The sequence below is a fragment of the Jeotgalibacillus sp. 10bf12 genome (assembly GCF_055597105.1).
Map to the genome: position 1 here is coordinate 1 of NZ_CP200276.1, position 24,665 is coordinate 24,665.

The 24,665-nt window shown below is 40.5% G+C and carries 25 protein-coding genes; 7 read left to right on the forward strand and 18 right to left on the reverse strand.

Going from position 1 to position 24,665, the window contains the following annotated elements; translation table 11 throughout:
* The first annotated feature begins 120 nt into the window (after positions 1 to 120).
* Positions 121 to 1,323 (forward strand): hypothetical protein, encoded by a 1,203-nt coding sequence (locus tag DH10bf12_RS00005; RefSeq protein WP_471736583.1) that lies wholly within the window; start codon positions 121 to 123, stop codon positions 1,321 to 1,323.
* A gap of 190 nt (positions 1,324 to 1,513) precedes the next feature.
* Here the strand turns inward: DH10bf12_RS00005 and DH10bf12_RS00010 are convergent, their stop codons facing one another.
* The 4 genes from DH10bf12_RS00010 to DH10bf12_RS00025 all read right to left on the reverse strand — a co-directional run bounded on the left by DH10bf12_RS00010 (position 1,514) and on the right by DH10bf12_RS00025 (position 5,387).
* The gene (locus DH10bf12_RS00010; RefSeq protein ID WP_471736584.1) at positions 1,514 to 1,768 is read right to left on the reverse strand and encodes a hypothetical protein; all 255 of its coding nucleotides are present in this window, start codon (positions 1,766 to 1,768) and stop codon (positions 1,514 to 1,516) included.
* Positions 1,769 to 1,928: 160 nt separating this feature from the next.
* The gene (locus tag DH10bf12_RS00015; RefSeq protein WP_471736585.1) at positions 1,929 to 3,176 is read right to left on the reverse strand and encodes a GTPase family protein; all 1,248 of its coding nucleotides are present in this window, start codon (positions 3,174 to 3,176) and stop codon (positions 1,929 to 1,931) included.
* A 203-nt stretch (positions 3,177 to 3,379) separates the two neighbouring features.
* Positions 3,380 to 4,690 (reverse strand): rhomboid family intramembrane serine protease, encoded by a 1,311-nt coding sequence (locus DH10bf12_RS00020; RefSeq protein ID WP_471736586.1) that lies wholly within the window; start codon positions 4,688 to 4,690, stop codon positions 3,380 to 3,382.
* A 205-nt stretch (positions 4,691 to 4,895) separates the two neighbouring features.
* Entirely contained in the window at positions 4,896 to 5,387 is a 492-nt protein-coding gene (locus tag DH10bf12_RS00025) for a competence protein ComK (protein WP_471736587.1), read from the reverse strand.
* Between the two features lie 347 nt (positions 5,388 to 5,734).
* Between DH10bf12_RS00025 and DH10bf12_RS00030 the strand changes: the two genes are divergently transcribed.
* From DH10bf12_RS00030 to DH10bf12_RS00045, 4 genes are all read left to right on the forward strand, one after another.
* Positions 5,735 to 6,211, forward strand: coding sequence for a sigma-70 family RNA polymerase sigma factor (locus DH10bf12_RS00030; protein ID WP_471736588.1), 477 nt, complete (start codon positions 5,735 to 5,737; stop codon positions 6,209 to 6,211).
* A gap of 187 nt (positions 6,212 to 6,398) precedes the next feature.
* The gene (locus tag DH10bf12_RS00035) at positions 6,399 to 7,313 is read left to right on the forward strand and encodes a DoxX-like family protein (protein WP_471738270.1); all 915 of its coding nucleotides are present in this window, start codon (positions 6,399 to 6,401) and stop codon (positions 7,311 to 7,313) included.
* Entirely contained in the window at positions 7,310 to 7,921 is a 612-nt protein-coding gene (locus tag DH10bf12_RS00040) for a DUF4166 domain-containing protein (RefSeq protein WP_471736589.1), read from the forward strand. The genes DH10bf12_RS00035 and DH10bf12_RS00040 overlap by 4 nt, the downstream gene beginning before the upstream one ends.
* Positions 7,890 to 9,452, forward strand: coding sequence for a YndJ family protein (locus tag DH10bf12_RS00045; protein WP_471736590.1), 1,563 nt, complete (start codon positions 7,890 to 7,892; stop codon positions 9,450 to 9,452). Before DH10bf12_RS00040 ends, DH10bf12_RS00045 begins: the two co-directional genes overlap by 32 nt.
* 107 nt (positions 9,453 to 9,559) lie before the next feature.
* Here DH10bf12_RS00045 and DH10bf12_RS00050 read toward each other — a convergent pair whose 3' ends face one another.
* The 3 genes from DH10bf12_RS00050 to DH10bf12_RS00060 form a co-directional block, all read right to left on the reverse strand.
* Positions 9,560 to 10,627, reverse strand: a complete 1,068-nt coding sequence (locus DH10bf12_RS00050; RefSeq protein ID WP_471736591.1) for a GGDEF domain-containing protein — start codon at positions 10,625 to 10,627, stop codon at positions 9,560 to 9,562.
* A 359-nt stretch (positions 10,628 to 10,986) separates the two neighbouring features.
* Positions 10,987 to 11,853, reverse strand: a complete 867-nt coding sequence (locus DH10bf12_RS00055) for an IS3 family transposase (RefSeq protein ID WP_471738271.1) — start codon at positions 11,851 to 11,853, stop codon at positions 10,987 to 10,989.
* Complete coding sequence (locus DH10bf12_RS00060; RefSeq protein WP_471736592.1) at positions 11,841 to 12,197, reverse strand: transposase; 357 nt, start codon at positions 12,195 to 12,197, stop codon at positions 11,841 to 11,843. Before DH10bf12_RS00060 ends, DH10bf12_RS00055 begins: the two co-directional genes overlap by 13 nt.
* A 312-nt stretch (positions 12,198 to 12,509) precedes the next feature.
* On the opposite strand from DH10bf12_RS00060, the gene DH10bf12_RS00065 reads away from it, so the two are divergent.
* Positions 12,510 to 14,294, forward strand: a complete 1,785-nt coding sequence (locus tag DH10bf12_RS00065; RefSeq protein WP_471736593.1) for a hypothetical protein — start codon at positions 12,510 to 12,512, stop codon at positions 14,292 to 14,294.
* 776 nt (positions 14,295 to 15,070) lie between these two features.
* Here DH10bf12_RS00065 and DH10bf12_RS00070 read toward each other — a convergent pair.
* Positions 15,071 to 15,244 carry a hypothetical protein gene (locus tag DH10bf12_RS00070; protein ID WP_471736594.1) on the reverse strand — a complete coding sequence of 58 codons (174 nt, stop codon included), beginning with the start codon at positions 15,242 to 15,244 and terminating at the stop codon, positions 15,071 to 15,073.
* 442 nt (positions 15,245 to 15,686) lie between these two features.
* On the opposite strand from DH10bf12_RS00070, the gene DH10bf12_RS00075 reads away from it, so the two are divergent.
* Positions 15,687 to 16,352: a hypothetical protein gene (locus DH10bf12_RS00075; protein WP_471736595.1), complete on the forward strand. Its 666-nt coding sequence runs from the start codon at positions 15,687 to 15,689 to the stop codon at positions 16,350 to 16,352.
* Between the two features lie 221 nt (positions 16,353 to 16,573).
* On the opposite strand, the gene DH10bf12_RS00080 is transcribed toward DH10bf12_RS00075, so the two are convergent.
* The 10 genes from DH10bf12_RS00080 to DH10bf12_RS00125 all read right to left on the reverse strand — a co-directional run bounded on the left by DH10bf12_RS00080 (position 16,574) and on the right by DH10bf12_RS00125 (position 24,348).
* Positions 16,574 to 17,239 (reverse strand): bifunctional 4-hydroxy-2-oxoglutarate aldolase/2-dehydro-3-deoxy-phosphogluconate aldolase, encoded by a 666-nt coding sequence (locus DH10bf12_RS00080; RefSeq protein ID WP_471736596.1) that lies wholly within the window; start codon positions 17,237 to 17,239, stop codon positions 16,574 to 16,576.
* Complete coding sequence (gene rpiA / locus DH10bf12_RS00085) at positions 17,236 to 17,931, reverse strand: ribose-5-phosphate isomerase RpiA (protein WP_471736597.1); 696 nt, start codon at positions 17,929 to 17,931, stop codon at positions 17,236 to 17,238. Before rpiA ends, DH10bf12_RS00080 begins: the two co-directional genes overlap by 4 nt.
* A gap of 15 nt (positions 17,932 to 17,946) precedes the next feature.
* Complete coding sequence (locus tag DH10bf12_RS00090; protein WP_471736598.1) at positions 17,947 to 18,234, reverse strand: cupin domain-containing protein; 288 nt, start codon at positions 18,232 to 18,234, stop codon at positions 17,947 to 17,949.
* 27 nt (positions 18,235 to 18,261) lie between these two features.
* The gene (locus DH10bf12_RS00095; RefSeq protein ID WP_471736599.1) at positions 18,262 to 19,548 is read right to left on the reverse strand and encodes a TRAP transporter large permease; all 1,287 of its coding nucleotides are present in this window, start codon (positions 19,546 to 19,548) and stop codon (positions 18,262 to 18,264) included.
* Positions 19,548 to 20,024 (reverse strand): TRAP transporter small permease, encoded by a 477-nt coding sequence (locus tag DH10bf12_RS00100; protein ID WP_471736600.1) that lies wholly within the window; start codon positions 20,022 to 20,024, stop codon positions 19,548 to 19,550. The genes DH10bf12_RS00095 and DH10bf12_RS00100 overlap by 1 nt, the downstream gene beginning before the upstream one ends.
* An 85-nt stretch (positions 20,025 to 20,109) precedes the next feature.
* Positions 20,110 to 21,126: a TRAP transporter substrate-binding protein gene (locus tag DH10bf12_RS00105; protein ID WP_471736601.1), complete on the reverse strand. Its 1,017-nt coding sequence runs from the start codon at positions 21,124 to 21,126 to the stop codon at positions 20,110 to 20,112.
* Positions 21,127 to 21,177: 51 nt separating this feature from the next.
* Positions 21,178 to 21,729 (reverse strand): 6-phospho-3-hexuloisomerase, encoded by a 552-nt coding sequence (hxlB, locus tag DH10bf12_RS00110; RefSeq protein ID WP_471736602.1) that lies wholly within the window; start codon positions 21,727 to 21,729, stop codon positions 21,178 to 21,180.
* Entirely contained in the window at positions 21,713 to 22,351 is a 639-nt protein-coding gene (gene hxlA, locus DH10bf12_RS00115; RefSeq protein WP_471736603.1) for a 3-hexulose-6-phosphate synthase, read from the reverse strand. Before hxlA ends, hxlB begins: the two co-directional genes overlap by 17 nt.
* 14 nt (positions 22,352 to 22,365) lie before the next feature.
* The gene (locus DH10bf12_RS00120; protein WP_471736604.1) at positions 22,366 to 23,316 is read right to left on the reverse strand and encodes a sugar kinase; all 951 of its coding nucleotides are present in this window, start codon (positions 23,314 to 23,316) and stop codon (positions 22,366 to 22,368) included.
* Between the two features lie 27 nt (positions 23,317 to 23,343).
* Positions 23,344 to 24,348, reverse strand: a complete 1,005-nt coding sequence (locus tag DH10bf12_RS00125) for a LacI family DNA-binding transcriptional regulator (protein ID WP_471736605.1) — start codon at positions 24,346 to 24,348, stop codon at positions 23,344 to 23,346.
* Positions 24,349 to 24,665 lie beyond the last annotated feature (317 nt).

Sequence of the window (24,665 nt, forward strand, 5' to 3'; positions counted from 1 at the left end):
TTGTTTAAAAGGATTGTATATATATTGTGTGCAGTGTTCATGTTGTCTGCCTGTGATGATGGCGAGAAGCCTGCTGTAAAAACGGCTGATCATGAGTACAGGATCATGGAGTACTTTGGGATGGATAAGACGAATATTCCTAAAGATGAGTTATATCCGATTGAACCGTATGCTGCTTCTGCCGATACGGATGTTTCCGGTGATGAGGCGCTGCTCAATATGGATCAGTATTACGGAACTCCTTTTTATTTGGGTGGAACTGCGACGTTATCAGATGATTTCTCGGGTTACGGTGAGGGTCATACGGGGGCGAGCTTTGCGGTGAAGGTTGTTTCACATACGCAGGAAACCAGTGCCACCTTTTATCTGGATCGCGATATGCATGAGGCGTTGTATGACACCTTACTAACGAATGATGCTGAGCTGTTTTTAACAGGTGTCATTCCTGATCCAAATGATGAGATGGATTTTACGCCGAGCGGATATGTGACAGACGTTGAGGTCATAAAAGTACGCCCTGTGGAAAGCTATCTGCCTTCTGAAGGATTGCAGGCTTTTATGAATGAAAAGGGATTATCTACGACAGCGCGAGAAGTGAGATTTGATCCGTATGCGTTTAGCGGGCGATATTTTGCGTCAGAAGGAATCGGTCAGATGCTTCCTCAGACTAATTATACGCCTGATGCAGTTGATCCTGCAGCTTATTTCCAGATTGATGTCATTCGCCGCACAAGTGCCGGGCTCGATGACTGGACTTTATATTTTGACAGAGAGAAGTTTCAGGACTTGTATGAGGCTGCTAAGACAGGGCTTGTAAAGCTGAATAGCGTTAATTTGTATGACGCAGATTTAAATAGCCGCTATTCAAGATCAAGTGCTTATGTAAGAGAAGCGGAATACACCATCATCGAACCATTGTTCTCAACTGTCACTGATAAAGGAAAGCAGTATATGAATGAGCAGGGTGTCCAGCTGACAGGGAAAGAGGTTTTATTTGACCCTTACAGCTATATTGACATGCCATTCTTCTTAGAAGGCAAAGCTGAGCTTGTACTTGGCGACGAATATGCTAATACCTTTAAAGTCCAGCTGCCGAGCGATCCTTATTACAAAAGTGATCCATTTGCGACCCGGGAAGATTATCTGGAATATGGCTATAGCACCCCTTACCATACATTCCAGCTAAGTAAGGCCGGCCATGCTGAACTTTACGCATTGCTTCAGGAGCAGGATGTTGATGTGAGAGTGATTGCTGAGATTGACAGGGAGATGCTTGATGATGACACTGCTTTAGTTGGTCGTATACTTAAAGCGGAGTGGTAGATGATTGGAGAAGAAGCGAAGTCCGGGTTCGGTGGACTTCGTTTTTTTATGGAGTGATTCAGGGGAGACGGAGAAATTTCTATCATTGTGCATCACAAAAACAAATTCTTTATGTAATAAAAAATCCTCATTCTGTATCTTTCTTAAAATGTAAGAAATCACAATGAGGATTTAATATGAAAAACGATGTTCACAATGACGAGGCTTGATTCACTGCTGTGCTTTGCTGATTGATTCTTTCTGCGCTCTTGTAGGCGTCATAAATTCCCCAGACCCAGACGATCGGATAAGTAATAAAACCAATAATAATAAGAAACATAAGTGCATTAATTACCTGGATCACAATCATCAAAATCCCTTTCATGATATGTCCATTATAAATCTGCCCCAGACCAGTCCAAAAAAAGCTTAATAATGCAGATACACCAGGATTCTTCATATCCATCTCTCCTTCCTTAATATTTTATAAGTATATATAACCAAAGACTATTATACTATTAATTTACAAATGATGAAAATAAGTTTTTGGTTATGTGTTAATAATATACAAAAGGAGGTGAATGTATTTTTTATAAAATACATTCACCTCCTCCTTTATATTTACATCACTCTTCTTTTTCTTTCTTCTTCTCTTCAAAAGTATCATCATAGGTCTCTTTCACGTCATCCAGAGACTTACCTTCAATAAAGTAAGCAATAGATGCTTCTGCCAGTGCATAGGTTCCGGCTGTTGCGATGGCACCTGATACAATGTTACCGGCGACAGGGATGACCTTTAAGAGCTGCCTTGCTGCCTGACGCAGAACGAACCCTGCTGCTACATTGAGTCCAAGTGCACCAAGGAAATCAATGACACCTCTTTTATCGAGCTTTGTGCCGCCAATCATGGCAATCGCTGAGATCATGGTCATTTGAAGTCCAGTAATGACTGGAAGGTCTGCGAGCGGGATCGGACTTCCGCCGATGATGCCGGTTGCGCCGGCTGTGCTTTTACCGATTCGCCTGGCGATTTTCTTCTGGACCGATTTAATCTTTGAGAGCTTTGCGAGAATCACCTGTGCTTCGTTTGGGAGCTTCTCGAGCATATAGTCAAGCAGCTTATCAATATTCCACCGAATGTCATAGACAATGTCCTCACCCTCAAACTCCATATAACTTGAAACCGGCAGGACATTCACAGGTGCTGCCACAGCCTGCTTCAGTTTTTCAGATAAGACTGCGGCTGATTCCTCTATATTCTTTTGTTTAACAGGATGATCAAATGGCGGTTTATCAGATGATTTCGGGCTCAGTTCATCCACCTGAGTGACAACCCCGATAATCGGCACATCAAAATCATGCTGCTGTTTGATTGCATCTTTCAGTTCAAGCAGCTGCTGCAGGTCTTCATCTATTCTTGCACTGACTTCTTTTGCCTTACTTAAAAACAGAATCGCGTCCGGACATTTCTCCTGAATCGATGCCTTCACTTCTTCAATGGCAGTCTCTCTGGACACAGCTTCCTCCGGCGTATCCCCCTCGCCAAGTCCCCGCGTATCCAGGATCTCCAGGTCTCCTGATGCTGATGTATATGTATGCCATTTACCAACGCCGGTTCTTGCTTTCACATCACCGATATCCGCACGTCTTTCACTGAAAATCGCATTAATCAGACTCGACTTCCCTGCGCCGCGCCTTCCGACAATCGCAATTCGTGCCGGTCTCGCATCGATCGTAAAGCCCTTCAGCACTTCAAGCTCCCGTGCGATTTTATCTTTTACCTTTCCGGGAAACTTCGAATCCATGAGCATTTTGTAGATAGATTGAATTAACTGATTCACCTCATCACGATTAAAATCATTTGGCTGTGACATATGCATTCCTCCAAAACCTGTTTATTTAGATTGTACCAGAATCATTTGAAGCAAGCGTTTTTCCCTTACTCCGCTCAACTAAAAAAATTGGACAGTTTTTTGGTCATATGAACGCGTTTAAGAAGTGCATGACCGTCATACGTATTATCAGCACTCATTCCTTCATTAGAAAAGCAAAGCTAACTTTACGAAACTCTTTTCACTTACTGCCTTTTCTCCATAAAAGACCCCAAAAACATATGTGACAACATCTGTTCACCACTGGTATTGTCAATCGCATACGTGCCGACCGGAAAACCATAAAACGTGACATGATCATTTTCAACAAGATCGCCTGAGCGCCCTAGCAGGATGACGGTGAAGTATTCATGGTGAAGTTCCTGCCCAACAAATTTTTCTCTCATAATGACTGCATAGGTCACCATTGATCTCCCGTAGTCAAATTCCTCTAGATAATGCACCTTCCCCTGAAAAGATGTATGGACAGCTGTATAGGATGTGAGATCCTGGTTGATCTGTTCAATGTCAGGCTGGGCCGCCATAGCTCTTACGGATTCAATTGCCTGAGCTGTTTGATGGATAAATTCATCATGGTTCTTTTGTATGTAAACGGATGCTTCGTTTGATAAGGTGAGCGCATTGTTACTGTAATGTGATATTAATTGATCAATATCTTCAGTTAGAGTTGTTTCAGTTGTGCTGCTTTGTCTGCCTTCAGAAAAAGCATTAATCTCATTCACTTCAGCTAACTGACTGATGCTGAACGAGTTAATCTGTTTTAGTCCATCCTCAACGCCATTGATAAATGGGTGGTCGTGGACATACTTAGGCATCACAATCACAATGATCATGACAGAAAGCGCAATGAGCACTTTCAGCGGACTCCTTTCACGCCGGTGAAATGTTGTTCTCTGGAACGTGGTCGAATATAAGACGGAAGTCAGGATGAAACCTGTAAACAATCCACCGAGAGGGGCTGCGATTGAACCATCACTCTGAAGGAATACAGATGCCACTCCCCACAGAAACAGGACGATGATAAAGTTTTTGTCTCTGCCGCTGACTTCCCGATTTTGCTGTACAATCAATCCTAAATAGAAACCGATCAGTCCATATATACTGGCTGAAGCACCTGCAGTGATCATATTGGCTGAAAACATCAGAACAAATACCCCTCCACCGATTCCTGAGACGAAATATAACAGAATAAATTTCGTATGCCCCAGCAATCTTTCAAGAGGTGGTCCAAGGATCATTAAGCACACTATGTTCCACAGCAGATGGTACATGCCACCCATCTGCACGAATAGAGATGTAATCAGTCTGAACCACTCTTCACTCGAGTGATTACTCGATACAAGTGCTCCAAACTGATAGGCTGTATCAATGTCAGCAGGTCCTTCCCCGAGCAGATAGGTTAGTAATTGCGTAAAGAGGATCACAATGACCAGAGTCGTCACGACAGGGTGATAAATGACATACGACTGCCAGTTTTCGTATCGATGAAATAACAAAACGATAACTCCTTTATAAGTTTATTGAATGAAAATAAGAAGCGGATCTATCTATACAGTAGTTCATATATAACATTATTTCATTAGTTACTTTTATACTACTCAATTATACAATTCATCTGGAAAAAAGAAACAACTAATTTATATTCAATCCATTTATAAAGGAAGTGGTTTGTGTAGCTGCTGTGGCAGCTTTTATCGCCTGCTACTCTATCCGAATCAGCATCCGCTTTCTCGGAAAATGCAGTTCCTGCAGCATCAGTGCAGATGCGCGCTGGTGTTGTTTGTTGATGGTTTTTAGTGAGCAGTTGACGGTGATGCGTTCTCCATTGATGAATTCGACAATGGCTTTTGTGCGTATCGCATGCTCGTAGGCTTTATGAAAGTGCTCAAGTGAGAGCCAGGTATTATCGATATGAGATGGTGAGTGGGTTGGAAACATGATGATCTCTTCATTTTGATTGATCAGGATTGGGATTTTGCTGTAGATACTGAATTTGAATCTGACTGATTCCTGGCGTCCTTTATAAGTACTGCCGCCCATTTTACAGGCATAATCCAATAGTTGAAGTGAGGTCATTGCTGAGTAGCAGCTTTTGCCAGTTTCGATGATGTGAGTTTGATACTCGAGGTGTCTGGCACATTTGATTGCCATTGTTTGCTGATTGATCTTGTAATCCACGTAATTTTCTTTCATCCATTTCTCCCCTGTTCGGCCTCTGCCAAAACGATTATTAACGTGTCATTGAAGTGTCCCTAAGAAGTGTCGTCTCCTATCTATTCGACATGATGTGATGATTCCCTTCAATTATTTTAAATATTTTAACTAATTAGTAAAATATAAGAAATTATTTATGCTAAATGCAGTTGTTTTGTACGTTTGATTGTTAATCATCATAAATTTTGACTGAAAAACGTCGAAAAAAAGCACTTTTCCGCTTCAAACGTGCAAAATACTCAATCGCAAGCCGGTGCCCTTTCTTATAAGCTTCAGTTAACCCAGGGAATAACAGGCAGACGCGTCTCCATCACGGAGAATATGATATGACTTTTGAAGAACGCTATGAACAGTTCGAGCCGATGATTTTTCACATGATGAAGAAGCTTCACGTAACGCGGGACCATGACCTTTACCTTCAGGAGGGCCGGATTGCGCTTTGGAAAGCTTCAGAGAAATTCCAGGAGGAAAATGGTGAGTTTGCTCCTTTTGCCTACCAGTATATTCGCGGCGGAATACTTGATTTAATGAGAAAGCAGAATAAACTGCTGGAGCGTGAAACAGTAAAGTCGGATGAGTACTGGCAGATGAATATGGAGATCACAGAAGACAAACTTTTGGAGATTGATATGCTCGCACCTTATGCAGAAGGTCTGACGGCACATCAGAAAAAATGGTTTTGGCATACGTTTGTGGATGATATGAAGATGAGTGAGATTGCGGAGCGGCATAAAGTAAGTGTGAGTGCGGTGAAGAAGTGGAAGAAGGGTGCTGTGGAGCGGTTACAGGAAAGACGGATTTAAAATTTAGTGAGGGAGGTTAATGGATGAACAGAAAAATCATCCTTATTTTATAGAGAACCTCCGTCAGACATTCAATCGACTTTCATTGTGAAATGCATTTAAATGACGGGAAGTCTTTTTCTGGTATATTCCACTATGATAAAATTTATACAGATGAATGAAATATATATGAAGTGATGTGATTTTGTTGAATAGTAAGCCGATTTATGTGGAGATTCAAATAGAGGATGAGATTGAGAAGGTGTGGACTTACAGTCAGGATCCTGCACTGCACGAGCAGTGGGATGCGCGCTTTTCTTCTATTACATATAACGAAAAAAAGCCGGGAGAAGAAGTTCAGATGTTTACTTATTCAACTAAAGTGCTGCCCGGTCTAAGCGTATCCGGCTGGGGTAAGAGCAAGGGAACGCATGAGAAAGAAAGTGGCGAAAAAACGTCTGCACTTCACTTCGGGACGGAGCAGACCATTTCACCGATCGTAGAGGGTAAAGGTTACTGGAAGTACATTCCTCTTGAAAAAGGGACAACCTTTCTGACGCAGTATGATTATGACGTCCGATTTGGGGCTGTGGGAAGGCTGTTTGACCGGCTTTTTCGTCCAGTAATGGGATGGGGCACGGCGCTCAGTTTTGATGTATTAAAGCGGTGGATTGAGAAAGGTGAGCCTCCTGCTACGCAATACCGCCGGTTCTTTTCGTTTTATGCGATCTGTCTATTATTTGCATTTGTATGGTTTTATCAGGGTCTTGTGCCCAAGGTATTAACGCAGCATCCATTAGAGGTGAGCATGCTCACGCAGTTGTCACCTCTTACCCAGGCACAGGCTGAGACTTCTGTCCTGTGGATTGGGTGGGCTGAAATACTGTTCGCCTCACTCTGGCTGATTCCAAAGCTGCAGAAGTTGCTGTTAAGGCTGCAGGTTCTTATATTTCCACTGCTGACGTTGAGTGCCGTCCTGGCAGCACCATCCGTTGCGACAGCACCATTCAATGTGATCACGCTAAATGTCATGCTATGGGTGCTCTCGATCATCGGACTCCTGCTCAATCATCAGCTGCCGACTGCGAAAAGCTGTAAGAGGAAGCGAGGCAAGAAGGTATGACAATTTATTCAACCTTATTAGGAGATGATTTTCAACAGCTGCATCCTAAGCTTCAGCATCGTTATGCACTCCCCATGCACAAGACGTTTTATGCAGAAGGCGTAATGAGCCGCATTCAAAATGGCGGCTGGCTGCTTTCTCCATTTTTCCGTGCAGCATCAGCTATTAACTTTTTATTTCCGGAGAGTGGAGACGGGATCCCTTTTTCAATTGAAAACCGCTGCGCGATCAACCAGGATGGTGAAGCTGAGGTGGCCTGGGAGAGAACCTTTCATTTCGCAAAAGCAGTCCGCAAATTTAATGCTAAAATGACAGTCGATTTGGAAAGAAAGCTCGTGAAGGATTATCTCGGAGACGTGCCGTTTTTCTATTCTGATCTGAACTTTAACGTGACAAAGGATGGCTTTTTACTGATCACATCCGGCATACAAAAGATCGTGCTTGGCAGTAAAAGCATGACACTGCCGGGCCCGCTGAACGGCCGTGTGACAGTGCTCGAAGGCTATGATGACCAGAAAGACGTTTACACGATTCATGTATCTATTTATAACGATTTACTGGGGAGGGTGATGATGTATGCCGGAGAATTTAAAGAAAGCGCTCATTAATCCTCTGATTTTATGCGGGATGCTTTTATTCAGTATTAGTTTGCTCTTTCAGCATCAGGAGGGGTACAGCTATTACCTGACAGCGGCTCAACTGATTTTTGTGCCGTCACTGATTTATCTGATTGTACCATTACGTTCATTTGAAAAAGCGATCATCACAACAGGCATGGTGGCGGTAACGGTCATTAGCCTGGACGTTCCTTTCAGCGTGTCGGTTGCATGTGCTGCAGTCTATCTTTTATATACTTTTTGGGTGGCCTGGAAGGGATTCGAACGGTTTTTAAAACGGGGTTTTACAAATGTGCCTGAGATCCTGATTGACCTCGGCTTTATGTATCTTGCAATCGGTGGAATGTGGTTTTTCGCCTATGTCAGTGGAATTGATACAGGATTCAGCCCCATGCTGACCTGGCTGACCGGCATTCACTTTCATTATTCTGCATTTATGCTCTGTGTATCTGTCGGACTGCTTGGCCGGTTGAAAAGGACAAGAGTGTATCATATATGTGCATTGATCATCGGGACCGGACCAATTACGGTTGCACTTGGCATCACATTCTCAACTGTCATTGAGATCATTTCTGTCTCGCTGTATGTACTTGCGATCTATGTCCTGACATATTACAGCTTCCGGATCAGCTTTCCGCGCGGGCAGGCTGCTTTCGTCCGGATTCCTTACATCACGCTGTGCTTCACGATCGCCTGGTCTTTTTTATATGCCTATGGCAATTTTGCGGGTCAGGCAGTTGTCACCATTCCAACCATGCTTGTTGTACATGGACTTCTGAACTGCGTGCTGTTTGGCTCTTTCACCGTCCTCGGCTGGGCACTGCATGTACCTGAATCTACCCATCAATCACCGCATTTTACAGTGAGTCGAATACGGGGAAAGCTGAAAGAAACCAGCGATCCGCATAGCGGGCTTGTTGATGATATGAGTAATTATATAGACAAAGAAAAGCTGCCTGCTGAAGTCATTCAGTTTTATGAACAGACAGAACAGTTCAGGCTGTTCGCTTCTGTGAAATGGGCACCGTGGTTTAAGCCGCTCGCTTTTTTCTATCAGCTGATCAGCCGTAAAATTGGCCAGATCAATTTGCCTTTTTCTTCAGAAAAGGTGGAGATGACCGGTGAGATTTTGCAGGTTGATGAACAGCTCGATGGCAGAAGCAGCCCACGTGTCTGGCATAGAAGGATTGGCGATGAGACTTTATTTACAGCCATTTACTCCAGTCACCAGACTGCCGGGCAAACCTATATGAACATTGCACTGCCATTGCCATACTCTTCCATGCATGGCATTCTGAAGCTTACTGCAAAACATCAGCAGCTTCATCTCACAAGCGCAGCACAAGGAGACGCTGGCACCTACCTTGCCGTCGGCCCCTACCTGCCAAAGCTGCCTTTACATGAACACTTTATTCTGAGAGAAACGAGTGGTAAACTCACTGCCACCCATGATATGACAATCTTTGGTCTGCACTTTTTACATATTGATTATGAGTTGGAGCGTATGGAAAAAGTAATATAGAAAAATCCTAGAACTCCCTGTCCTGTACACATTAATGAATATTTACATTTACAAATAACTATCCAAAATAATGACAGCTAAGTGCTTTAATTACACACTTCTGACTTTCACTTATACAATTTACTTGAATTGTCAGAATCGTGTTCAGGACAGGGGGATTTTTGACCATGCAACAGTCGTCCTTTACCGCTTTCTTTTGCCTCGTACAAAGCCTGGTCTGCTGACCTGAAAACGTGTTGGATATTTGCACACAATAAAGTGGCTCCTCCTGAAAATGAAAGAGGATGTTCAATTCCCAGTGCAGCGGTGTCCTGTTGAAAACGTTCGAGACATGTGTTGAAAAAAACTGCAGTTTCTTCAAAAGAATTTGACTTGATGCAGAGCATAAATTCTTCTCCACCCCATCTGGCTGCGTCACTATCATTCAATATTTCTGCCTGAGAGCAGAATACTTGAGCAGCTGCCTTAATGACCAGATCTCCTACATCATGTCCATACTGATCGTTCACCTGTTTAAAGTTATCAATATCAATCACAACAATATAGTAAGGATCAGGTTGTGAGTTTCTAATCAATATCCGGCGACTCATTTCTCTCCGGTTCCATAATCCTGTCAGGGTGTCTTTTGCAGCAAGCTCCGCAAGCAGATTCAATTGAGCAGAATTTCTATAGTAAAACCCCCGGAATAAGTAGAAAAATAAACCAATTACAGTTAACAGATTAAGGATAAATACAATCTTGAGAATGACCGGATGAAGAACCTGAGTCGTTTGTGTAAAAGAAAAATAGAGAACGATGAAAAGCAATAGCGTGAATACATTAATCCATCTCATATGATAAACGGACAAACCAAAGTATCCGAAGAATGGCAGAATAAATAAGTAAAGATAAAAGCCCCCATCAGTTCCAATCAAATAAGTAGCAACGAAAACACTAGTGACAGTTAACATAAACAACAACAGTGTCATAGGTTTCATCGTCGTCTTCCACTTTGAAAAAGACAGGATGGCCAGCGTAATGCCTGATATCGTGTAGCATAATGCAAGTAATGGAACCTGCAGGATGAAAAATACAATCGCCAGACCAAAATAAGCGTTATATATAATGGGTAGAACTTTTTGATAGTCTTCCTGCTCAAAGAAGTTAATTGCCGTCGATTGATTTATCTTTATCACCTCTCGTATGATATTTAATCATCCTTCGATATATATCTTTATACCTATAAATTATATAATAGTTTTTAATTTTTTGAAACAAAAACCATTTTGATGGAGTAACCAGGAGACTGAGGACTTTACTATGTATGTAGTAAATGATGTGAAGTTCAAGGATAATGACTGTATCCATTATCTGAAACAAGAAGTCGAACCATTTATTCGACCGTTGGAAGAGTCGTTATAGTCTAATTGATTCTGTGTATAATAAGAAGTATATGAATATCTTTAAAAACGAAGCTCCTGAATAATCCGGAGCTTCGTTTTTTCTATTTCAAAACTCCCTGTAGTCTAGCCCCCCAAAAATAGAGACAATATAATTATGCTGACTTCTGATCAAGAAACGCTCGGTAGTACAATGCTGGAGACAAATACCCAAGACGTTTCTGACCTCTTTTTTTGTTATAGTACTTAATAAATATTTGAATGTCTTCTTGGATAATAGGCACAGACGTCATGTTTGAGTGATAAGGAAACTCTGTTTTTAAGTGTGAGAAAAAGCTTTCAATAACGGCATTATCCCAACATTTGGCTTTACGTGACATACTAGGTTGAAAGCCTAACTTTCCAGACAGAACTCTATACTCAGTCGCCATAAATACTGATCCTTGATCTATGTGAATTACAATGCCATCTAACGATGGCAGCTGCCTTTCTTTCATCGCTGCCATTACAGTGTCCTTCACTAGAAGTCCATTTGGACTGTAACTTAACTGGAATGAGATCGCTTGACGATCAAATAGATCTACAATCGCGCACCCATAAAACTTTACATTGTAGTAGGAAAACTCTGTTATATCTGCCACCCACTTTGTGTTAGGTAAAAGAGCGTTAAAATTTCTTTGTAAAAGATTCGGGTAAACGTGCTTCGGATCATTGAATCTTGAAGTTCGGATGTTTTTCTTTTTTCTAATGCCTGATTTCAAGTTCATCTCATCCATTAACCTCTTCACGCGCTTATGATTAATCACATAGTTAAATTGGCTTTTTAAAGTCCCAGAAATTGATTTAATGCCTATTGTACCTCCAGATCGCATATATACCTTTTTGATCATCTGGCAGTCTTTTTCATCTCGAGTGTTTGGACCTTTCTGAGGTCTATTTAGATATGCATAGAAACCAGACTCAGAGACGCCAAACGCCCTACATAAGCTTTTTACTGAATATTCCTCTCTCATTGTTTTGATCGCTTCGAAGCACTTTGCTTTCCTTTCGCCTTGAGAGAGGCCTGGAACTTTTTTAAGATTTCAATATCCTCCTGCGCCTCATAATATTTTTTCTCAATGAGTTGGAGTCTGATTAGTTCTTGTTTGTCATTTTCTATAAACTTGGTGTCTCTCTTGGGATGAAGACCTTCAACACCCTCTTGTGTGTAACGACGTAACCAGCTGTCTATTGTCCCCACTGTCACACCCATTTCAATCGCTACTTCCGTACGATACCGATTTTGATAAATGACTTGTTTGACAGCATATAACTTTTCTTCAACTGAAAGTTGTCGTTTACGTTTTGGTTTTGATAGATCCCCCACCAAGCCCACCCCTTATTATTCATTTTTTATACAATTAATTTTACACTATAACTCTATTTTAAGGGGGGGCGAGCACTGTCCTGAAAACATTTATGAATATTTACACTCACAAATAACTATACAACATAGGCACTCTCAAGTGCTTTAATTATTCACTTCTTACTTTTGTTTATGCAATTAACTTGGATTGTAAGGATCATGTTTAGGACAAGCAGTATTTATCACTAAATAAATGTAATATATTACCGATATAAAGATAGAAATTAATTAATCCCCAAATTCAAAATTTAATGGAAGTAGATGAAATTATTAATGAAATTTATATTAATATTATTTATATTTAGTCTTTTTTTATTTATAATAACCTTCCCGAAATTTTTTGGAATTATTTTGCTTATTATCATTTCTTTATGTGCTTTATATCAAATCTTATTACAGAAACTTAATAAGGAGAAAAATAGTGCAATTAATATAGTAACAAAAAAAATCACACCTACAAAAACATCTGCTGGAGACTCGATAGGAATTGTAGCGGGTGCTGTTTCCATTTCTCTATACGACATATATGCTTCCACTCGCGATCACAGTAGTGTTCTTGAAACAATAGAAGAACGTTTTCCACATGCGGTTAAAGATTTTAATGCATTCGAATGGTATGAGAAAATAAGTGATTTTTACAGCCGTGGAACAATTGATACTTACATAAGTGCATATGCCGGTGAAAAAGCAGAGCAGATCACTATTGATTCATTTGAGAGTCAAGGCATAGAAGCAGAACAATTCATTAGTAAAACACATCAGAATGACGATATTCGTGTTCTAAATGATGATGGAACATATACTGATTACTCAATAAAAAGCATGAGTAGTATTCTCAATTTCAACCAAGAGGTTCAAACTCATCCGGATTCTACTCATTATGTTGTCAATAAAGAATTATACGACGAACTGGAAGAAAGGGGAATGTTGAGAGATTATACCGATCAAGGAATCAATGTGATGAGAGGAAATTATTCTAATTTAGAACTTAGAGAAGAAGCATCAAGAGCATTCGAGCAGATTGTTAAAAAAGGTGATATTGCCGAAAACATCCCACTCGTTGCAGGAGCTCTTCTTATAGGTAAAAGCTATAATAATATTATAGCTTTTAGAAGAGGAGTACAGTCTGCCGGAGAATTTAGAGTAAACATATTAAGTGATTCTTTTAAGGTAGGTACTTCTGGAACTTCTGCTTTTGTTGGAGCTAAAATTGGCATGATAATTGGATCTGCAGGTGGTCCTATATCCGCTATTGTTGTTGGTGGAGTTGGTGCAATAGTAGCCGCTTTTACTGGCACAAGGACAATTAACCTTATAACTGATTATTTTAAATGGTCAGATGTTTATAAGGCTCAATCTCACTTTGCTACTTTAAATAAACATAAATTGATTAAAGCTTATTCTGATGCTTTGGCAAATAAAGTGTTTAACCGTAATGAACTATTAGATGAACTTAAAGAGGAAGAACAGCTTCTTAAAAAATATGACCAAGAGTTGGATTTTATTGCAGAGAAGCCGATTACCTTGGCTGCTATATTATGTGAACTACATATTAAACAATTAAATAAGAGACTTAACAAAATTGATGAGGCTATTACACTTACTAGAAAAGATTTGCTAAAACTCGCAGATGAACTAGCAGAGACACAGACCACCAATCTTGTAGATAAGGTAAAAGTAAAGGAGAAAATATACGGCGAAGTTTTCTTAACTAGCGATAAATTTTTTAGTATAAGTTTAGATGAAAACTCAAATGAATTAGAACGTAAATATCAACTTAACAAAAAGAAGAATCCCAATTATCCAACTCGCTTACCACAAGATTCTAATGAGATAGTTTTAGGTTTAGCTATTAGAAACTTTAATAGTATATTTGACGACGATTTTTTTGCATACAAAATAAACATCAAAACCTGGATAATTATAGGGACGCTTCTATTCGTTTCGCTTGCTTTAATTTTTCCAATCATAATGGAATCTTTTAAACTTATTATGGGATTAGCAATAATTTTAGTACCTGCTTATATCACTTTTAAGAAAGGAATGTGGAAGTTTTAAAATAAATACTAAAACATTTTAAATAGTTTGTAACATACTGTTTTTAATACACTTGTAAATCATACATTGACTTGCTCAACGATCGCAAAGTGCTATATTTATTCACTCTGATTCTTGTATAATTTACTACTAAAGTCAAAATCATTTTCAGGAAAACATTTTGACCTTTTTAATAGTGTCACAAATTTTGTACTTGAAGTTGAAGTTAGATTTAACTCATTTTATTCAACCAAGACACCGTAAAGTGCTATATTCATTTACTTACTATTTCATCATATGCAATTGACTTGAACAATCAGAGTCACGTTTAGAAAAAAAGTGTTTCCCAATAAAACAAAAGACAGTTTTTCCGTTTAAAAAGTAAACTACCTTAACACAATTGTGGTGAATTGGCAGAATCGTATGAGTTTTTTATGATACTGGGACCCAAACACTAGGTCCCAGTATTATTTTAATTATCACTTATTATGCGTCTAATCAAATCCAACTCTACACATATGACCTCCGCACTGGTTTAACTATCACTGATTATGCGTTTGATCATTTCCACCCCTACACATAAGGCCTCCGCACCGGTTTAACTATCACTCATTATGCGTTCACTTCAGTAATATTTCTATATGTACTTTATCTAGATACTATAGATTTAAAAAGAACTCAACTCTATTATTGTGGAATGTCGTTACTCTGGTAAACCTTACACAATAGATACGGCGGCGCAACTTTCAATGTTGAATATAAGCCAATAAAAAAGAACGGGATCGCCCCGCTCTTTTTTATTGGAATATTTTCTTGATTTTTCTCTCTAATGTACTATTCCCGATCTCAAGTTCAGGAAGATCACTCTTTTTCGGAGCGGGTCTTTTCGTTATCGTCTCAATGAAAACCTCTTTATTGAATTCCCCATTTGTTTTCCTTATTTTAATATTCATTTTTTTATTTAATGGCATAACAACCACCCTCTCTTACCTAAATTTTAACTAAAAGAAAGAGCACTGTCTTCTTTTTTCATTCTGTTTCTTTTTCACTTGGATTTTATAATATTGAACAGTAAAATTTGATGACTTCATCCAGCAGGTGAAATTTTGATAATGATAGTATTTCAGAATTAAAAGAATCGTGTTTGGGACAGGGAGGTTTTTTATAAAGGAGTTAAATCATATAATCGATTCCCAAATGTTAGATGGGATCGGTTTTCAAATATTCTAATTGAATTGAAATTATGAATCCGCAATTTTGGCTGTTTGATGCCACATCATAGATTGGAGCGATTGTAAGTCAACAGGTTGAATTCTATATTTTTAATACACCTTACCAAGTAGTCTTACGCAGGTTTATAATATTAAATAAGATTTCTTTCTTCTGTACAAATTTCTAAAGGGAGTGATTAGTGTGAGAAAGCTACTGGTTAATATAATGTCTACAATGCTTGATGAGAGCAAAAGAAGATCTTACGAAAAAGATATTAAACTCTTGCATGAAAAAGAAAAGGCAGAAGTAGAGTCATTGGTTGATATAGAAAAGGAAAAGATTATCGAGGAATACAGTGCGAATGATCATTTACAGCTTAAGTTATCTATCATTGATAAAAAAATTCATCTAATTACCGAAGTATATGAACTTTGCTATAAGATAATAGATCTGCTGATAAATACTGAAAAATATAGTAATGAAGACATTATTAACATGTGTGCGAAGCTTGAGCAATTGGATGACGAAGTATTGCATAAGAAGATTACATTAGAAAGGTCATTCTCTGTGATAGCACCTATTAGTATGCTAATTACGATGTTGCACGACTTTGATGGAGAAGAAATGAGACTTTTAACGGTTGAAGATTTAACTTCAGCAAAAGACCAGCTAGAACAATTACCTAGTAAGATTGAAACAATTGAACATGAAATGCTTGTGTTGATATTAATTTTTAGGAGTTTGAGGGATCAAGAGATAATTCGATTTGAAGTAAAAGGGAATTATTATTCTCATGACTTTAATAAAAATCATGCATCTTTTTTATCAAAAATTGATAAGGAGTACATTCACTTAAAAGAATACTAAAGAATATTCATTAATTTTCTAATTAAACATCAAAGGTAAATTCATGATTCATTATATATTGCTTCACTTTTGTCAGTAAGTTAATAGAACTTACAAATAGTATGTACCCTGCCGGGACGGAGGTGAAAGGGTCATTTCATGGCTCTTTCACCTCCGTCCCCAGTATGTACATGCAGACTCAATATTGAAATTGTTCAATCACCAAAAATGAACTCCACTTACTAAACCCTACTTTCAGTCACACTGCGTCCCCGTGCTTCACGAACCACCCGAACAAACTGCTCTGCATTAGCAGTAATCTGCTCACTAATTTCCTGTGTGATCACTTCAGCAGCAGGGACCAGTGTACTGCCCGCTCCAATTCCGATTGCGCCTGCCTTGATATAATCACCGGCGTTATCTATGTTGATGCCGCCTGTGGACATGACGGGAATATGCGGGAGGGGTCCCTTGATGCCTTTAATGTATGCAGGGCCAAGTACATTGGCCGGGAAAACTTTGATGACGTCTGCTCCGTGTTCGTATGCACTCAAAATTTCTGTAGGTGTCATAGCTCCAGGAATGCTTAAAGCGCCATATCGCTTTGTCATTTTAATGGTTTCAGCATTAAATGTTGGAGAGAATACAAATTTTGCGCCTGAGAGGATGGCTGCTCTTGCGGTTTCGGGATCGAGCACTGTTCCTGCTCCAACGATGACACCTTCATCTTCCAGTGCTTCTGCCGCTTTTTCGATGATTGACATTGCTTTAGGTGTTTCCACTGTGATTTCAAGTGAGTACACGCCACCTTTTTTCAGTGCTTTGCCAATTTCAATTATATTTTCCGGCTTAGAGCCTCGGATGACAGCTACGACTCCGCTATCAGTCATTTTTTCGAGCAGCTTCATTTATTAACCCCCTTATCTCTATTCAGGATTTCAGCACCTGCCGTCTTCCCGACAACAACAATGTCCGTCATATTAATAAACAGGCCCGTTTCCACAACACCAACCAGGAATTTGAGCTGATCATGAAGTTTTTGTGGATCCATTATTTCGGTGAACCGGCAGTCCAGAATATAATTTTGATTGTCTGTGATAAATGGCCGTTCATCCTGTATACGCAAAACAGGTTCGCATTCTAAGTCTGCAATCTGCTTTTGAACGACTTCATAGCCGAACGGGACCACTTCAACGGGCAGTGGGAATTTACCAAGCGATGATACAAGCTTACTGTCATCTGCTGCTATGATCAGCTGAACGGCTGCAGCATCTACAATTTTTTCTCTCAGTAAGGATCCGCCTCCGCCTTTTATTAACCCGAATGCAGGGTCAATTTCATCTGCGCCATCAATGGCGAGATCTACGTGCTTGACTGTTGAAAAATCCGTTAATGGGATACCGAATTCTTTTGCCCAATTCGCTGTACGAACGGATGAAGGAATTCCTTTTATGGAAAGTCCCTCTTTTACTAACGTGCCAAGCTTTTTAATTGTCCAGTACATAGTGGATCCGGATCCGAGACCGATCACCATATTGTCTTTTACAAATTCAGCAGCTTTTTCTCCTGCTGCTTTCTTTTTCAGGTCCTGATTATCCATGCAGGTTCACTCCTTTTAGCGCAGTTTTTCTAAAAGGTCCGCCCGAAGCGGGGTAAAGACGTCCAGAATGGTACACTGGTCAATTACTTTAACTCTGTGCGGTTTATTTGAAGGGATAAATTGGACTTCTCCTTCATTTAATAAAGTCTTTTGTCCATTCACTTCAAATTCTACTTTTCCTTTTAGAATATAGCTCAGTTGTTCTTCCACGTGCTGATCTATATCAGAGTGGAAATTCTTTTCAAGCTCTACTTCTACGAGCATTAATGAGCCGTCTGCGTTTAATAGTGTTCGGTTTGACATTCTCGATCTCTCCTGACTTAGGCTAATTTAAAACATGTCCGGACTGAATAATTGCGGAAGGTAAAATGCCACATCCGGGAAAAACGCAACGAAGAGCAGTACTAGTAAGATCACGCCGATGAACGGAAGCACGGACTTAAATGACTTTTCAATCGACAAGTTTCCGATTTTAGCTGCGAGTAGCAGGCATAGTCCGTATGGTGGTGTGATCAGTCCAACTGCAAGCGTCATAATTGTGATAATACCAAGCAGCACCGGGCTGATTTCAAAGGCTAGTGCAACTGGAAGCAGTACCGGAATAAATAGAATCATAGCCGGGATTGCATCCATAAATGTTCCGATAAACAGGAAGAACAGGATAATGATTAAGATAAACACTGCTTTACTTGAAATATTGTCTGTGAAGAATTCCTGCGCCCATACTGATAGCTGGTAGTAGCTCAATAGTTCCCCGAGTGCACTTGCTGCTGCAAGGGCAAAAAGTGAGAGCGAGCTCAGCGTTAATGTATCCACAAGGATTTTAGGCAAATCCTTTATCTTCAACGTTTTGTAGTAGAACATACAAACTGCAATCGTATAGAGAGATGCAAAAGCAGCTGCCTCTGTTGCTGTAAAGATACCAGTTACGATTCCGCCGATTAAAATAACCGGTGTAAGGAGTGCGGGAAATGACTCTAAAAACAGCTTTGTAAACTTTTTAACTGAGGTCCGTTCATATCGTGGATAGCCTCTTTTGATTGAATAGATATAAATGAGTAACATCATACCGAGGCCTACTAATATGCCTGGTACAATACCCGCTAAAAATAAGGCGCCGACTGATGCGTTGGTGAGACCTGCAAAGATGATCATCGGGATACTTGGCGGGATAATGACGCCAATCGTCGAAGAGGCAGCTGTTACACTGACCGCTGTTTCCGTATCATATCCCTGTTTTTTCATACTCGGAATCAGGATTTTACCGACCCCTGCAGTATCTGCCTGAGAGGCGCCTGATACACCTGCAAAAATCATTGAGACCAGTATATTCGCATGCGCCAGCCCTCCGCGGATATGACCGACAATAGAGAGTGAAAAATCAATCAGCTTTTGTGAAATCTGACCATGGTTCATCAGGTTGGCTGCAAGGATAAATAATGGCACTGACAGGAGGACAAATGAGTCGAGCCCGTTCAGCATTCTCACCGGAACGGTTACTTCAGGTACATAAGGAATGTTAAAGATCCCAAGCATGGCAACAATGACGATTACAAAGGCAATTGGAACCCCGATAAACATTAAAAGGATAAAGAGACCTACTAATAGTAATCCCATTATTCAGCTCCCTCCCCTGCTCTCATATTTTTCACGCTTCCTCCGATATGAGAGGTAAGGTAAATGATCATTGTTGCTGACATCAATGGAAGTGACAGCCAGACGTAGCCCATTTTCATGGAAGGCAGTGCATTCCAAGTGTAATTCCAGAACGTTGTCATCGCTGTATAACTGTAAATGAGCAGGGCAATACAAAATAACAGCAGGATTGTATCTGTTACAATCGCAAGAATATGCTTTGGCTTCCCTTTTAACTTTTTTGATAAAAGGTCAAAGTTAAAGTGATCCTTCCTGTTTACCATGACTGCTGCACCCATAAAGATCGCCCAGATAAAGGAGTAGTTGGCTACTTCCTCTGTCCAGATAACAGAGATGCCCATGTATCTGCTTAAAACCTGAATGACAATGGCAATGAAAAAGATACTTAAGAAAATAACACCTACAGTTAATTGAATATGTTCGAGTTTTTTGATCATGGTTTTCACCTTCTCATCTAGAAAGTAAGGGAGAGAAGTGGTCTCTCCCTCTGTTTGCACAATGGCTTTGTAAACGCAGTTCTGATTATTTCAGGTCATTGATTTTCTGCAGCAGTTCTTCAACGCCCATGTCTTTTGCTGCTGCTTCATTCATCGGATCTGCGATATCAATGAAAGGCTGTCTGTCAATTTCATTAATTTCAGCACCATCATCAATTGCGATCTGTTTATACTCTTCCTCCTGAGCAAAGACTGCTTCACGCTCTGTTTCTACAGAAGCCTCAGCTGCCTGCATCAGAATTTCTTTCTGCTCGTCTGTCATTTCATCAAATTTATTTCCATTTACCAGTAACAATCTTGTTGTGTAATCGTGTGCTGTTTCAGTCGTGTATTTTCCGTTTGGCGTCTGATGGTGATTCTGCTGCACAAAGTATGGATATGAATTCTCAGAGGAATCCACTACATTTTGCTGAAGAGCCTGGTAAAGCTCTCCCCATGCGACAGAACTCGGTACCGCGCCAAGTGATTTCCAGTAATCTGCCACTACACCTGATGTTTGTGTACGGATAGACATACCGCTTAAGTCGTCAATGGACTCAATTGGCTTTTTCCCGTAGTAATGTCTTACGCCTGCAGACCAGTAGCCAATAATTTTAAAATCATTATTGGATTTTTCGTTAATAATATTTGCGAGTTCTTCCCCTACCTCGCCGTCAACGACACTTTCCCAGTGCTCGTAGCTGTCAAATAGATAAGGAAGAGCTAATAAGTCCACTTCATCGATTCCAGTTGCGGTCATAAAACCAGGTGATACGAGAACGACGTCCGCACCGCCAAGCTTAAGCTTTTCGACTAGCTCTGATTCCTCAGTCCCGATTGTTCCTGCATGTACTTCTACTTCAATTGAGCCGTCTGATTCTGTTTCAGCTACTTCTTTGAACTTTAACAGTCCATCCTGATATGGATTTTCAGGTGATGTCTGGTTATGAGCCGCAACGATCTTAATGCCGTCTCCCCCGCCTGCTTCATCACCACCACACCCTGCAAGTACCATTGACGCTGTAACCATAACTCCCATAAATGCTGCCAGACTTTTTTTCATCCCAATTCCTCCTTATGTTCGTAAAAGTTGTTTAAGTAGAGTAAGTTGTACCTATTCCAAATTGGCGTGGCGTTGTGTCATCGTTTGGTAGTCTTTCTCATCCCCCTGGATTGTGCCAATAATGATTGCATCCAATACAAGATGGACAGCCTGATCAAATTGATTTCCAAGCGGCTGAATCGTGTCAGGCTCTTCTTTTCTTCGGTATTTTGTAGCGGCCGGAATCACCAATGTGACATCACTCACCTGTCCGATTTTTGACTCTTTATCAGTTGTCACTAACAGCACTTTTGATCCGGCTTCTTTTGCTTTTGAAGCAAACTGCAGGATCGCACCCGTTGAGCCTGATCCTGAAATGGCGACCAGCAAGTCCCCTTTTTCAATGCTTGGGGTAATGGTTTCTCCAATCACATAGACTGAAAATCCCCCATGCATCAGCCTCATAGCAAAGGCTTTACCCATTAAACCTGATCTGCCTTCACCTGCAATAAAAATCCGTTTGGCATCTTTCAGTTCCCTGCTAACTGCGAGTGCTTCTTCTTCATGAACTGAAGATAATACGGTGGTCATTTCATAAGCGACTGTATTAATGATGGCTTTCATTGAAATTGATCACTCCCTTCATTTGTTCAGCTACCTTCTGACTGTCAGCGACCTTTGTGATAGCGCTTCCAACAATCACAATAGATGGCGATTTTTCTATGAGTGCGGGTAATGTTTCAATATTAATGCCGCCAGCTACAGCGACTTCAAAAGCTGAAGTTCCCTTTAACAAATCAAATAGATCGGTGTTCATTGCCCCTTCCTGCTGCATATCCTTTCCGTAGTGCAGGCTGACCAGGTCAGCACCAAGCTGCTCAATTTCCTTTACACGTCCAGGATCATCTACACCAAGCAGATCGATCATCATTCTTCTTCCGTACTTCTTTGCAACTGCAAGCGTATCTGAAATGGTGTTATCTGCTGAAAAAGCCATCACAGTAGAGATGTCCGCCCCCGCTTCAAACGCCTGTGCAGCTTCAGCAGCGCCTGCATCACAGGTTTTCATATCAGCTACAAGAATGGTATCCGGATAACGCTGCTTTACTTCTCTGATGATCGACATCCCGTACTCTTTAATTACACCCGTTCCAATCTCAATCCAGTCAACGGATTCACGGGTTTCTTCTATTAACCTGAAGCACTCTTCTTTTGATAACCGGTCAAGCGCCAGCTGTATTTTCATTTCAACCCCACCTTCTAACGTTCAATTAATTCTTTTTCTCCCATTTTTACTAACAGATCATCTAAATATGGTAATCCTTCATTATCACCTGACACACTGACAACCATTGAACCTACAGTATTCGCAACATACAGTGTCTTTTCCAAAGACCAGTTATTTAATACGCCATAGATAAATCCTGAATCAAATCCGTCACCTGCACCGACTGTGTCTACTACTTTGCCGGGTACAACAGCTGGAGAAATGATTTTTTCGCCGTTAGAGTAGCCGATTGATCCCTCAGCACCCTGCTTAATTGCGATATGAGAAATTCCTTTATCCAGACTTTCCGCAATAATGGCATCCGGATCATTAGTCTCAAATAAAATCTCAGCTTCCTCAATCCCGATTAGTAAAATATCGACATACGGTAGGAACTCTTGCAATGCAGCTTTTGCCTCTTCTTTACTCCAGAGCCTCAAGCGGATATTCGGATCAAGAGAGACGAGCATATTCTGCTTTTTAGCGAGTTTCATTGTTTCTTTAATCAGTTCTACATTCTTTTCAGGATCCACTGCAGGAAAAACACCTGTTACGTGAAGCAGCTTCGCACCGGATAAAACGGTTTCATTTATATCGTCTTTCGTCAGAACCGTCGTTGGTGAATTGGAACGGTAGTAAAAGGTTCTCCCTGCTCCGTCCTCTAAAATTTCCTTAAAATGTATTGAAGTCGGATAACCATCAACCAGCTTCACGTCAGAAGTGTCAATCCCTTCTCCTCTTGAAAAGTTCAGTATGACTCTGCCGAACTCATCATTACCAAGCCTGCTGACCCACTTTGTTTTCAAACCCAGTCTCGAGCAGCCAATCGCTACGTTCAGCTCAGCTCCTCCAATCTTCCGTTCAAAAGTGCTTACGTATCTCATCGGTCCCCGTGTCACGGGGTTAAATGAGATCATCGCATCACCGATCGTAATCACATCCATTGCCATCTTCCTCCTCTTGCCTGCTGCTTAACAGGAGTCTCTGCTTATTAAAGTTGGTTCATAACGATAAACAGGATCAATTTTTGATTCTTTATTTTGAAGCTTCTCAATCAGCAGCTCAGCAGCCTGCATGCCCATTTCAAATGTGGGCTGTGCAATCGTCGTGAGTGCCGGATTATATACAGAAGCAAACGATACATCGTCAATGCCGATAATGGCCAACTCGTCAGGCACTGTTATCGAATGGGCTTTTACATACTTCAGAACCTCCATCAAAATCAGATCATTCGATGCGAGAATTGCTTCCGGCGGTTCATCCATAGAAAGCATATTTTCCAGTCCATCCTGCACTTCCTCAACTTTGAGACCTTTCACGTACTCATCTCTAATAACCAGTGAATGCTCTTTCATCGCTTCCTTAAAACCATTAATCCGTTCTACCCTTGGTGCGACTCCAAGCTCCAGTGAAGTTGTCATGATGGCAATCCGCTGGTAGCCCTTCTCTACAAAGTGTTGTACGGCAAGCTTAGAAGCTTTTACATTATCAAGCTGGATGACCGGCACATCTACGTTCTCAACATTTCGATCGAGAAAAACGAGCGGATAATCGGAATCTACTAACTTCTGATAAAGTTCAACATTCCCGGTTGTCGGAAAGATAATTAAGCCATCTACCTGCTTCGCAAGCAGCATCTCAATATACTTCTTCTCCTTCACAGGGTCATCATCTGCATTACACACAATGATGTGGAAATCATACTGGTTACAATAGTCTTCAATCGCCCTGATCACCTGCGTAGAAAAGGCATGAAGAATGTTTGCGACAATTACACCAATTGTTGAAGTGGACTTCTGCTTCAGACTTCTAGCCAGCGCATTCGGCTGGTAGCCAAGCTCTTTAATCGCCTGCTCGATGCGGTCTTTTGTACTTTCTCCCATGTAATCAAATCGCTTATTTAAATATTGGGAAACGGTGCTTTTCGATACATTTGCATGATTCGCAACATCCGAAATCGTAATCCGTGTCTTCATTTGCATTACTCCCAATTCAATAATATATTTTATAATCCATCTTACTAAACCGGTTTAGTAAATCGGTTTAGTGAAAGTATAAATTAAATGAAAGCGTTTTACAATACTAATTTGATTTTTTCTTATGATGGTAAATGATGATTCTATTAGACGAGTAACTCGGGATAATAGTTCAGGGAGCGGATCCATATTTTTGGATCCGCTCCCTGAACGTTAATAAAATGGAGACAGGACCTGTCCCTCTCTCCACTCCACTTCAAATAAATATTCAAATAGCCACATTACGCTGCTTTCATTACTCTCTTCTGACTTTTACT

Excerpts from the sequence above, each read along its gene's own strand:
- DH10bf12_RS00090 (WP_471736598.1), bottom strand. The coding sequence starts at position 18,234 with ATGTCAAACCGAACACTATTAAACGCAGACGGCTCATTAATGCTCGTA.
- DH10bf12_RS00025 (WP_471736587.1), bottom strand. The coding sequence starts at position 5,387 with ATGAAAGAAAATTACGTGGATTACAAGATCAATCAGCAAACAATGGCA.
- DH10bf12_RS00045 (WP_471736590.1), top strand. The coding sequence starts at position 7,890 with ATGCCGGAGAATTTAAAGAAAGCGCTCATTAATCCTCTGATTTTATGC.
- DH10bf12_RS00095 (WP_471736599.1), bottom strand. The coding sequence starts at position 19,548 with ATGGGATTACTATTAGTAGGTCTCTTTATCCTTTTAATGTTTATCGGG.
- DH10bf12_RS00105 (WP_471736601.1), bottom strand. The coding sequence starts at position 21,126 with ATGAAAAAAAGTCTGGCAGCATTTATGGGAGTTATGGTTACAGCGTCA.
- DH10bf12_RS00100 (WP_471736600.1), bottom strand. The coding sequence starts at position 20,024 with ATGATCAAAAAACTCGAACATATTCAATTAACTGTAGGTGTTATTTTC.
- hxlB (WP_471736602.1), bottom strand. The coding sequence starts at position 21,729 with ATGAAAGCCATCATTAATACAGTCGCTTATGAAATGACCACCGTATTA.
- DH10bf12_RS00070 (WP_471736594.1), bottom strand. The coding sequence starts at position 15,244 with ATGCCATTAAATAAAAAAATGAATATTAAAATAAGGAAAACAAATGGG.
- DH10bf12_RS00065 (WP_471736593.1), top strand. The coding sequence starts at position 12,510 with ATGAAATTTATATTAATATTATTTATATTTAGTCTTTTTTTATTTATA.
- rpiA (WP_471736597.1), bottom strand. The coding sequence starts at position 17,931 with ATGGATAATCAGGACCTGAAAAAGAAAGCAGCAGGAGAAAAAGCTGCT.
- DH10bf12_RS00030 (WP_471736588.1), top strand. The coding sequence starts at position 5,735 with ATGACTTTTGAAGAACGCTATGAACAGTTCGAGCCGATGATTTTTCAC.
- DH10bf12_RS00080 (WP_471736596.1), bottom strand. The coding sequence starts at position 17,239 with ATGAAGCTGCTCGAAAAAATGACTGATAGCGGAGTCGTAGCTGTCATC.
- DH10bf12_RS00005 (WP_471736583.1), top strand. The coding sequence starts at position 121 with ATGGATAAGACGAATATTCCTAAAGATGAGTTATATCCGATTGAACCG.
- hxlA (WP_471736603.1), bottom strand. The coding sequence starts at position 22,351 with ATGAAAATACAGCTGGCGCTTGACCGGTTATCAAAAGAAGAGTGCTTC.
- DH10bf12_RS00040 (WP_471736589.1), top strand. The coding sequence starts at position 7,310 with ATGACAATTTATTCAACCTTATTAGGAGATGATTTTCAACAGCTGCAT.
- DH10bf12_RS00010 (WP_471736584.1), bottom strand. The coding sequence starts at position 1,768 with ATGGATATGAAGAATCCTGGTGTATCTGCATTATTAAGCTTTTTTTGG.
- DH10bf12_RS00125 (WP_471736605.1), bottom strand. The coding sequence starts at position 24,348 with ATGAAGACACGGATTACGATTTCGGATGTTGCGAATCATGCAAATGTA.
- DH10bf12_RS00015 (WP_471736585.1), bottom strand. The coding sequence starts at position 3,176 with ATGTCACAGCCAAATGATTTTAATCGTGATGAGGTGAATCAGTTAATT.
- DH10bf12_RS00120 (WP_471736604.1), bottom strand. The coding sequence starts at position 23,316 with ATGGATGTGATTACGATCGGTGATGCGATGATCTCATTTAACCCCGTG.